Raw genomic sequence first — 9,391 nt, 5'->3', positions numbered from 1 at the left:
GCGAGATTGTTGTAGCTGGTAGCGAGGTCAGGATGGGAGGGAGGTAGGGATTGTTCTCGGATTTGAATAGCTTTAAGATGGAGAGGTTCGGCATCGTCGTATTTGCCTTGGTCTCGGTACAACCCTGCGAGATTGTTGTAGCTGGTAGCAAGCTCGGTATGTTGCGCTTCCAAATACTGTTCTGCTACCCGACAACCTTGTTGCAACCAAGGTTCGGCATCGGCATAAAAACCTTGCCCTTGATAAAAGTCACCTATGCGTTCAAAAGGCGTGTAAATATCTGCTTTCTCGAAGCAATCGGTCATTTCCCATGTGACTACTTTCGCATGGGGTAAAATAGGCGTTACGGCACGAATTTGCTCTGGTAGTGGTGGATACTCTATTTGCTTTAATTCTTTCACCAACGCCCGACAGTAGGCACGTTTGTACTCCGTTGCTTGGGCTTCTGGGAGCTTGGCTAATTCTTCTTGCAAAAATTCCCGTACCAATGGGTGCAGTGCGTAGGTTTTCTCCTGCATCCACTTGAGCAAGTGGGATTGGGTGAGTTCCCGACGAGCTGTTCGTAGCTGTGGGGCATCAAAAAATGGCGTGGCTGCCGGCGGGTTGTTTTTCTCCTGTTTTCCTCGAACTCGCGATAGCAAGCGGGTAAAAGTGGGAAAATATTTTTGCATCCAATTGCTTTGCTGGGTGGTATTGGTTTCCGTTCCTCGGGCAGCATTCATTTGTTCTACCAACCACCAAGGAAAAGACGCTTCCGCCAAAAGTGCCAACCAAGCAGCGACCACTTGCGTCGGTTCGCTCAACCGCTGCCAACTCAATGACAAAGCTGCTCTCACGCCACGAGTCGCCGTCATGGCAGAATGCACTTCTTCTAAAGCTTCATCTTCCAGGGCTTGCGCTTCCAACCTCTCCAACATTTCCGCAAGACTGACATCGGGGTCGGTTTTCAAGTAACGCCCCACCAGTTCGATGCCTAAAGGCAAATTGCCCAATTTCCGACAGAGTTTTTGGACTTGTTCGCTAGCCTCCAGACAGTGGTCGCTGACAAAATATGCCAACAAATCCCGCGCCGCTGCATCCGATAGTTCTTCCAGAGGAAGTTGGGTAATGCCTAGGTTTTCTCGCGTCGTCAGCAGCAACGCAAACCGAGAATCTTCCGGACGAAGTGCTTGGATTCCTTGGTAATCGGTAAGATTGTCTAGAATAACCAGAACATTGCCCTCAGATGGCTGCCAGTGCTGCCAGCAATAAGCCACCAACTCGTCCAATTCCAAATCGTCGGGAGGATAGAAGTTAGGAAAGGAGATGCGCGCAAACGAAACCAGCTCTTGTTTCCAGTTGAGACCATCTAAAAAGCAAATACCGCCGGGATAGCTATCTTGAAACTGACGTGCGTACTGAACTGCCAGTTCGGTTTTGCCGATGCCTCCCATTCCCACCACCGCAGCGGTAATGGCGACTTCTTTTTGGCTTTGCAGGATTTGATGCAGTTGTTGGAGCTTTTCGTCGCGACCGAAAAATTGCTCTCTGGGAACACCACGGCTGTGGAGATTGTTGGGTGTTGGCGTTGGTTGTTGCTTTTGGCTGCTGTCTGGAACTTGGTAAAAATTTTGCGTAGGATAGATATTTATTTGATTGTTGTCGCCAGGTACAGATATATCTTGAAGGTGGGTGGTCTGGGTTTGAGAAATTCTTGGTACTGGCGTACTGGCAGGTGGTTCTGGTTGTAGCGTAAAATCATGCTGCCAGCTCTCGGGGCAATGGGATAAAGGAATGGCACCGCCACCCAGATCGATCGAGGAATTTAGGGTAAACTTAACAACGCCACAAATTTGCCCGGTACGCTGGTTGTACAAAGGCGAACCGCTCAAACCAGGACGAATTTGCCCGGCTCTAAATTTAATTAGAGAAATACCGTTTTCCTGAAATTCTCCCTCACATTCTGCCGTTACTGGCGCTCCGTCGGGAAAATCTCTGTCGGGATAGCCAAAAGTATAAAAAGGATCGCGGCTTTGGTATGCCGTTCCCAACGCGGCAAGGATATTTTCAGCCACCAAAGCTTCCGGCAGTTCCAACAAAGCCAAGTCGGCATCTGGTACTGTGTCTTTGACGGTGGCTTGCGTTTCACATTTTTTCGGAACGTACAGCACTTCAACGGTTTTGGCCTGCTCCACCACATGATAGCAGGTCAAAATTAAATGGGGCGCCACCAAAAACCCTGTTCCCCGGCTTGGTGAGTTGGGAACAGATAGTTGAACGACGCAATATTGTAGGAAATTGCAATTGTTACTGTCTGCCATCGCTAGGAGTTGCCGAACCTTGGTTCCATTCTAAAGTAATTTCTAAGTTGGCTTTGCTAGAACCTTTCACGATAACCGCCGTCAAGTTTCCGGATTCAATGGCTAACTCCAAGCCAAATTTGACGCTGGCTTTGTCGGGTTGAATTTTTTGCAGGGATTGCGCCAAGGTACGGGAGATTCCTTCCAAAGCTTCTGTTATTTGAGAGAATGATTTCAGGTCAACAGCCACATCTTCGCGTCCGGTACTGGTTGCTTCGATATAGACGGTGGTGCCATCTTCTAGCTTGACGGGTATGGATTGGGTGTGCGGTTCGGGAGCAAAATTCATGGTACTGGTTGAATGTGAAGGTCGGTGAAGTAGGAGCGCTCACGCGTTGCACCCCTACTAGTATATCTCAATGAGAAATCGCTGTCCAACAAGGTTAAGGTATGCGATCGCTATTTGTATCTCCCAATAATTTTATATGCGATCGCTATTTTTACATCAAATACATTTAGATCAAAGAATCGCTCTCAGACCCCGACTTTTGCCGTCCCCCTTACCAAGGGGGACTTACAGGGGGTTATTTTCCATAAGCCTATAGCAGATTCTATTTCCATCTCCCAATCATTTTACCCATGCGATCGCTATTTGTATCTCCCAATCATTTTATATGCGATCGCTATTTTTACATCAAATACATTTAGATAAAATAATCGCTCTCAGACGCCCGACTTTTGCCGTCCCCCTTACCAAGGGGGACTTACAGGGGGTTATTTTCCATAAGCCTATAGCAGATTCTATTTCCATCTTCCAATCATTTTACCCATGCGATCGCTATTTGTATCTCCCAATCATTTTATTCATAAAAAATAAACCACGGCAGAGAGCCGTGGATTTTCGTTCAAAAATTAGATGAAAAATGATAAACTAGGATTTCTTAGCAAGTTGCTTCCATTCTTGGATGGTAAGCGGCGAAACAGCCAAACCCACCTCCGAACCGCTTTTGGTGGGAAGTTTGAGAACTACCTCCAAGGTTTGGGGTAACTCTGGAATTACTTCCGTCAGGTCGTACTGACCCACATTGGACTTGGGTTTCTTGTCGGGAAAGGGTTCGGCGGAAATATCCGGTGCTTCCAGTGGGTCTTTGCTGCCAGGAACAAAAACCTTCAACGACTTGGGATGTGCCAACTCTGCCTTTCCAGGAAAACCGACCAGACGTACCTTGACCGCCGGTTCTACATCGGGGGCAATCCGTTTAAACGCAATAGCTTGCCAGATGTTATTATCGCGGTCGTACAATTTGGTTCGCGTTTGGTAGAGGATTTGGTTTTCCGCTTCCTGGATGGTGCGAATTTCGGCATTGGCTGGCTGAGCGGTGATACTAGTCAACCCGAACAGTAAAGCCAGCGTGCAAATGCCTAGGGTAAAAAACCGAGCCAATTTCCTGGAAATGCCCAATAGCATAAGCATTCTTTCCTAAAGATCCGCTTTTATTGAATCACTCTTGCGGTCCCACCGTCAAAAGAAAAAATTTTTGCAAAACGTTGGCTGGTGTTGAACGTGCAACTGCTCACAGTGCCTCCTGGTGGGAATTTCCATCGCTGGTAGAGGGAGGAAGCAATTCCAAAACCATTAAATGCGGGTAAATATTGCCAGTTTCTACCACTCGTTCGTGGCAAACGCGAAACTGAGGTAGCGATCGCAATACTTTTCGGACCAAAGCGTGTTTTTTCCCCACCAACATCACTACCCTACCTTGCGGCACCAGCAGTTGGGTAGCTGCTTGCAAAAATTTGCGGTACAGTCGATAAAAATCGATTTGCTGTCCTACCTGAATGCCATAGGGAGGGTTGGTCACAATCGCATGAAAAGCAGCCGATGGATAGGCAGCGGCAATATCCCGAGCATCTAATTGTTGAATGTGCGATCGCTGGTAGTATCCCGCTGAAATTAAATTCTCTCTAGTACCAGTAACACATTTTTCCTCGCGATCGCTACCGTATAATTGAATATCGGGACGCAAACTCGCTGCCTCTAGTAAAATGGTTCCCGAACCGCAAAAGGGGTCGAGGATTTTCCCCCCGGAAGCCGGTAATTTGCTGAGATGCAGCATAGCAAACGCCATGGTGGTTTTGAGCGTAATTCGCGGTTGAAATCCTCGTTGGTAGCGTTGGTCTAGAGAAACCCAAGTTTGCTGCAAGCTGATGAAACAGGTATCCTCGATAACATCCACGCGAACGTTCACATCGGGGTTGGTTAAATCTACCCCTGCACCGTACCGTTCCACCAAAACGGCTCCAGTTTGCCGCTGTACGTCTATACTGGTAAAAGGATGTTGGCCGTTGCGTTTGCTGGTGGTGCGGAAGGTTTTGGCATCCTGCATGGGGGGAATATCGAGTTGTTCTAGTTCCTGGCAAATTTCCGCTAAAAAATCTCCCCCTTGGTGTTGGAATTGATGCAAGTGCTGCATGACGTGGAAGACTGACCGCATTTGGAAGGCCACCGCAGACAGTTTTTCCCAGGGTTCGTTGCTTTCTACCAAGACATGACCGTCAATGTGGTGGAAAGGACGGCACTGAATGCGGGTGATTTGACAGTCTAGTTTGGCGGCTTTTTGGCGAAATTCGTTGGCGACAATATCTTCAATGCCGGGATTGGTGGTCAAACGTAAGATGGTCATAGGTAGCCGCTACCTTGAATGACTTGTTTGACCGTGGTGAGTGCTTCTAGATTGATTAAACCACGGCGGTAGCCTTTTTGGTTGGACATCCCCAGAAAAACCGTATCTCGCTGTTTGGGAAGGCGGGAAAATCGGGGAGACATGTTGACATAGACGGAAGCACTGTTTACGCCTACACCAAACTGACAGCTTTCTTGGTAGGATTCGGTGACAATGCAATCGGCATGGCCGCTGCTGCGTTGGTTGATCCAAGCGATCGCTTCGTCCAAACTATCCACCATTTTAAACGCCACAGTCCGAGTGAAATAGGGTTGGCTCCATTCTGCCTCGTTGCACAGAGGAACTTGCGGGTACTCGGCAACAATCCGTTCGTCGCCGCGAATTTGTACGCGATTGTCTTGCAAGCTTTTCCACAGGCTGGTGAGTGCTGCCGAGTTGTGGCTGGTGTGAATTAACACTTTTTCAATGGCGTTGACCGGGTCGGGAACGCTCTTGTGGCTGTCTAAAATCGCCCAACGCACCAGTTCCAAACTGCCATTACCGGACCAGTACAGGTAGCAGTTGCCCATGGCAGATTTTAACACAGAGGTGGTGGCTTGGCGCATCACCTGCTGGATAAGGCTGGGACGACCGTAGGGAATGACTAAGTTGATATAGCGGTCTTGGGTTAGCAAATCCCGAATGGTAGAGCCTTGTTCCGCTGCCAGAAATTCAATGGAACCCGTTGGCAAACCTGATTGTTCCACCGCCGATTTGATAGCTTCCGCAATCACGGTATTGGCATTGCTGGAATCGCTGCCACCTTTGAGGATAATGCTATTGCCAGTACGCAGGCACATGCCAGCCGCAATGGCTGCTATTTCTGGGAAGGCTTCGTAAATTAATGCGATCGCTCCCAATGGTACCAACTGGCAGTAGGTTTGGGATTGTTCCAACTGGTAGGAAGCATTGAGCAAGCGACGGGTGGGATCGGAAAGTTCCGCCAACCGTTCCACAATCTGAATGCTGGATTGCAGGCGTTCCGGGGTGAGCTTGATCCAATCCAACATCAACTCCGACATCGCCATATCCCGACTGGCTTCCAAATCCAGCGTATTGGCTTCCAAAATGTCGTCTTGGCTTTCTTTCAAAGCCTCAGCCATCGCCGTGAGGGCCTCAGAACGCACTGCTGCCTTGGTTTTCGCCAAAACGAGGGAAGCTTCGTACGCTCGGCGCGCTGCCGTTGCCGGATCTGCGGACAAATCCAAAGATTGGTTGGACATGAATCTAACGCCTGTAAGCTAGCCACACCATCAGTGCCGGTAGCACGGCCAGCAAGACCGCTACAATGGCCCAGGGTAAAATATTGGCCCCGATCGGCGATTGTAGTGCTAGCGGCAACCAAATGAGTAATAGCACCATGATAATCCCCAAGGCAATAGGGAGGTAGCTATCTCGCAACCCGGAATAAACCCGCGTCCACTGCTTGCCGTTCCACCGCCACGCTTGTTTGTAGGGATAGTGGGTTGCCAGTTGTTCGATGGCATATCCCCCATCTTCCACCACAAAAATCTGCCCGCAGCGATCGCAACCAAAGGCTTCCGTTAGGGCAATGGGAACCAACTTTCCCCGACGGCGACACGGACATGGATATTCGCTATGGACATCTATTTTTTGAGCTTTTTGGTATTGCACAATTTTTATCAGAGCCAAAAGTTTGCGCAGTTTTCTAAATAGCAAGAGTTTTTGACCAATCTACCAGGATAAAAATCGAGAGTTCGATCGCCCTTGATACGAAGTTCAACCAGTAGCCATTGGCGATCTCCAGACACGCCCGTTATGTCTATTTCGCCAATGGTAGCGGTAACAGCCCCTGCAAGCTGGCTGACAGCAGCTTAGCGTTGGTGGCTCTATATAGTGGGCTATTTTAGCAAAAACGAACGGTATCCGCCGGCAAAAAACCACAAGACTTCACGAATTTCTTGGCTAAATCCGTTGGTGGTTATTTTGTTGCTGTATTTTTGCCACTTTCCTTTCGCAAACGCCCTTTTCTGTTGAGAAAAGGTAATTTAATATACAACATAAGGAACGGGTGGGCAGTCTACTTTAAGAAGCCGATCGCGGTTTCCAGTGGATAGTCTCCAAACCTTTGAAAAAGTGAAACCAAGCTACAATAACTGCCAATACCGCGTAAAATCCCCGAATTCCCCAACTGCAAACTTTAAACAGAAACGAGACCTGTTTCAATTCCAGTTGGGCAATATTCGCCACTTTGCCAGCAATTTGGACCTTGAGTTCTTCCATTTCCTGCAAGCGATCGACGCGGGCGGGAATGGCGGGAAATTGGGCACTGTACAAATAAAATCCCCACACCCCATCTGCCTCTACCCGCTGTCGTAAAAAAGAACTGGCAATTTCCTGTGCTTGTTGGGAAGAAATGGCTTCAGCGGCAACCAAATTGTCAATCCAAAAATTGTATTTGACCAGGGGACTGGCAACCAACACCACCGGTACGGCAATCGACAGCAAAACCATCCCTAGTTTGGCACTGAAGCCCTTTGGCAAAAGCACTGTGGCCACGCCAATCCCCATTCCCAAGATAGCGAAAATCAGCACGTTGGCAATCTCCACCATTTCAATGCCCCGCAAAAAATCGCCAACCGCCGGTATGGTGTAAATATGTTTTTCCACCAACCAGGTAGCCTGGAATTTCATTTCAAAGGTGAAGAAAACCACGCCGCTAATTGCCAGCAAATACAATCCCAACCGCAAGCAAAAAGCCATCACCGCGAACCATCCCCACCCCGGGCACTCGCTGAGCCAGGGGGTTTTGGCAGTGGAAGGTTGGTGGTGGTGAGATACCGATGCACGTCGGCGACGGCGAAACCAAGACCGCATTCGGGCAGGCAACGATGGTTGGCCAATGCGCCAGCGATGGTTGGGAGGTCTTTGGGAAGCGGCTGTTTGCCAGGGAGGGGAAACATTGGGCAAGTCAAAGCCATCGATCCAATCGGGGGTAGCCGCCTGCCAGGCATAGCCACGTACGATGGTTCGGCGAATCCCTACCGGCTGAAGTTTGTGCAATCCCTGATAGATGCGTTCCAGCAAAAAAGTACGGTTGGGTGCTTGGGAAGCCGACACAGCAGAGACAATCAAACAACCGGCTTTCACTTCTGCTTGAATCGTAATTCCCACCGCTGCCAGCGAATGGTTCATCAAAGCAGCGATCGCTTCGGCATCCCCTTGTTTGGCTAACTGTAAAATATCGGTTTTCATAAGTCTTCCAAAACGAAAATATTCGCTTGCGGCAGCCTCAAGCCATAGAATTCGATCCAAGTTGGTCGTAGAATAGCTCATGTTTTTCCCACAAGCAAAACTTGTCCCCATCCTTGCCAGACCATTCACGCGGGAAATGACTACCAACCAGCCTTTTTTCCTAGAGGAAACAGCAGACGGCTCTTTTACCTTTATTTCTAGCGAATTTCAAGAGGCTTTCCACAGCCATTACGGTGCCAAACGGGAAGCTGAGGAGAAATTTGTCAAAACCACCCGGTTGTCCGAGCAAGCTCAACGAAATTCCCTACGCCTGTTGGACGTTTGTTATGGACTGGGGTACAACACCGCCGCCGCTTTAGCCACCATTTGGCAGCACAATCCCCACTGCCGGATAGAATGGATTGGTTTGGAACGCGACCTGGCTGTCGTCCGAGCCAGCTGTCACCACCATCTGTTGGATTGGTGGGGGTCCGCCATTGTTAAACTCCTAGAAGCGATCGCCCAGCGGCAACAGGTACAAACACCCCAATTTCAGGGTCAGTTATTGCTAGCAGATGCGCGCCAAACCATCCAACAAGCGATCCAGCAAGAATTTCTCGCCGATGCCATTTTCCTCGATCCTTTCTCACCCACCAAATGCCCGCAACTGTGGACAGTAGAATTTTTGGGCCAAGTAGCCCAATGTTTGCATCCACAAGGGTATCTGGCTACCTATTCCTGTGCAGCTGCGGTGAGAACGGCATTTCTAGAAAACCAGCTCCACATCGGTGCCACGACGCCGGTGGGTAGAAAAACCCCAGGAACCCTCGCCAGATGGGAAAATAGCGACTTACCGCTTTTATCCCAAGCAGAACGGGAACATTTACAAACCCGTGCCGCTGTTCCCTATCGCGACCCCACCTTATCGGCAGATGCAGCAACCATCGTGCAACGCCGGCAAAGGGAACAGCAATGGTGTGGTTTGGAACCGACCTCCCAGTGGAAGAAACGGTGGCGGGATTGGTGAGTGTGGGGGCATATCGGGCATGGGAGTGTACCGAGCATGGGAGAAAAAATAATTCAGTGTCGTTTTGTTATTTGCCATTACCCATTACCGGCATGAATCGGGAGCTTGAAAGCCCTGACTTTTTAAAGCAGGGATGAAAAGCGACCCGTGCGGCTTTAGCCGCCGTC

8 protein-coding genes are annotated in these 9,391 nt (G+C 49.4%); 1 reads left to right on the top strand and 7 read right to left on the bottom strand.

The window, feature by feature from the left end:
* The 7 genes from AS151_RS13555 to AS151_RS13525 form a co-directional block, all read right to left on the bottom strand.
* On the bottom strand, nt 1-2,210 hold a 2,210-nt coding region (locus AS151_RS13555), incomplete at its 3' end, for a tetratricopeptide repeat protein (RefSeq protein WP_244533011.1).
* A 76-nt stretch (nt 2,211-2,286) separates the two neighbouring features.
* The gene (locus tag AS151_RS13550; protein WP_071517591.1) at nt 2,287-2,628 is read right to left on the bottom strand and encodes a CU044_2847 family protein; all 342 of its coding nucleotides are present in this window, start codon (nt 2,626-2,628) and stop codon (nt 2,287-2,289) included.
* Between the two features lie 582 nt (nt 2,629-3,210).
* Entirely contained in the window at nt 3,211-3,753 is a 543-nt protein-coding gene (locus tag AS151_RS13545) for a DUF3122 domain-containing protein (protein ID WP_211517602.1), read from the bottom strand.
* Nucleotides 3,754-3,853: 100 nt separating this feature from the next.
* Nucleotides 3,854-4,963, bottom strand: a complete 1,110-nt coding sequence (locus AS151_RS13540; RefSeq protein ID WP_071517589.1) for a THUMP domain-containing protein — start codon at nt 4,961-4,963, stop codon at nt 3,854-3,856.
* Nucleotides 4,960-6,225: a glutamate-5-semialdehyde dehydrogenase gene (locus AS151_RS13535; protein WP_071517588.1), complete on the bottom strand. Its 1,266-nt coding sequence runs from the start codon at nt 6,223-6,225 to the stop codon at nt 4,960-4,962. Before AS151_RS13535 ends, AS151_RS13540 begins: the two co-directional genes overlap by 4 nt.
* A gap of 4 nt (nt 6,226-6,229) precedes the next feature.
* On the bottom strand, nt 6,230-6,637 hold the full coding sequence (locus tag AS151_RS13530) for a hypothetical protein (protein WP_071517592.1): 408 nt from the start codon (nt 6,635-6,637) through the stop codon (nt 6,230-6,232).
* Between the two features lie 411 nt (nt 6,638-7,048).
* The gene (locus AS151_RS13525; protein ID WP_139240657.1) at nt 7,049-8,218 is read right to left on the bottom strand and encodes a hypothetical protein; all 1,170 of its coding nucleotides are present in this window, start codon (nt 8,216-8,218) and stop codon (nt 7,049-7,051) included.
* A 136-nt stretch (nt 8,219-8,354) separates the two neighbouring features.
* On the opposite strand from AS151_RS13525, the gene AS151_RS13520 reads away from it, so the two are divergent.
* A complete protein-coding gene (locus AS151_RS13520; protein WP_071517586.1) occupies nt 8,355-9,224 on the top strand; it encodes an MnmC family methyltransferase in 870 nt (289 codons plus the stop codon).
* Nucleotides 9,225-9,391 lie beyond the last annotated feature (167 nt).

Origin of the sequence: Geitlerinema sp. PCC 9228, from assembly GCF_001870905.1 — a bacterium.
In the GTDB taxonomy this organism is placed as follows: domain Bacteria; phylum Cyanobacteriota; class Cyanobacteriia; order Cyanobacteriales; family PCC-9228; genus PCC-9228.
Note: the sequence above shows the minus strand (reverse complement) of the source record. Positions and strands in the feature narration are given on the sequence as shown.

Coding starts and splice junctions, on each gene's coding strand:
- AS151_RS13550 (WP_071517591.1), bottom strand. CDS start 2,628: ATGAATTTTGCTCCCGAACCGCACACCCAATCCATACCCGTCAAGCTA.
- AS151_RS13545 (WP_211517602.1), bottom strand. CDS start 3,753: ATGCTTATGCTATTGGGCATTTCCAGGAAATTGGCTCGGTTTTTTACC.
- AS151_RS13540 (WP_071517589.1), bottom strand. CDS start 4,963: ATGACCATCTTACGTTTGACCACCAATCCCGGCATTGAAGATATTGTC.
- AS151_RS13535 (WP_071517588.1), bottom strand. CDS start 6,225: ATGTCCAACCAATCTTTGGATTTGTCCGCAGATCCGGCAACGGCAGCG.
- AS151_RS13525 (WP_139240657.1), bottom strand. CDS start 8,218: ATGAAAACCGATATTTTACAGTTAGCCAAACAAGGGGATGCCGAAGCG.
- AS151_RS13520 (WP_071517586.1), top strand. CDS start 8,355: ATGACTACCAACCAGCCTTTTTTCCTAGAGGAAACAGCAGACGGCTCT.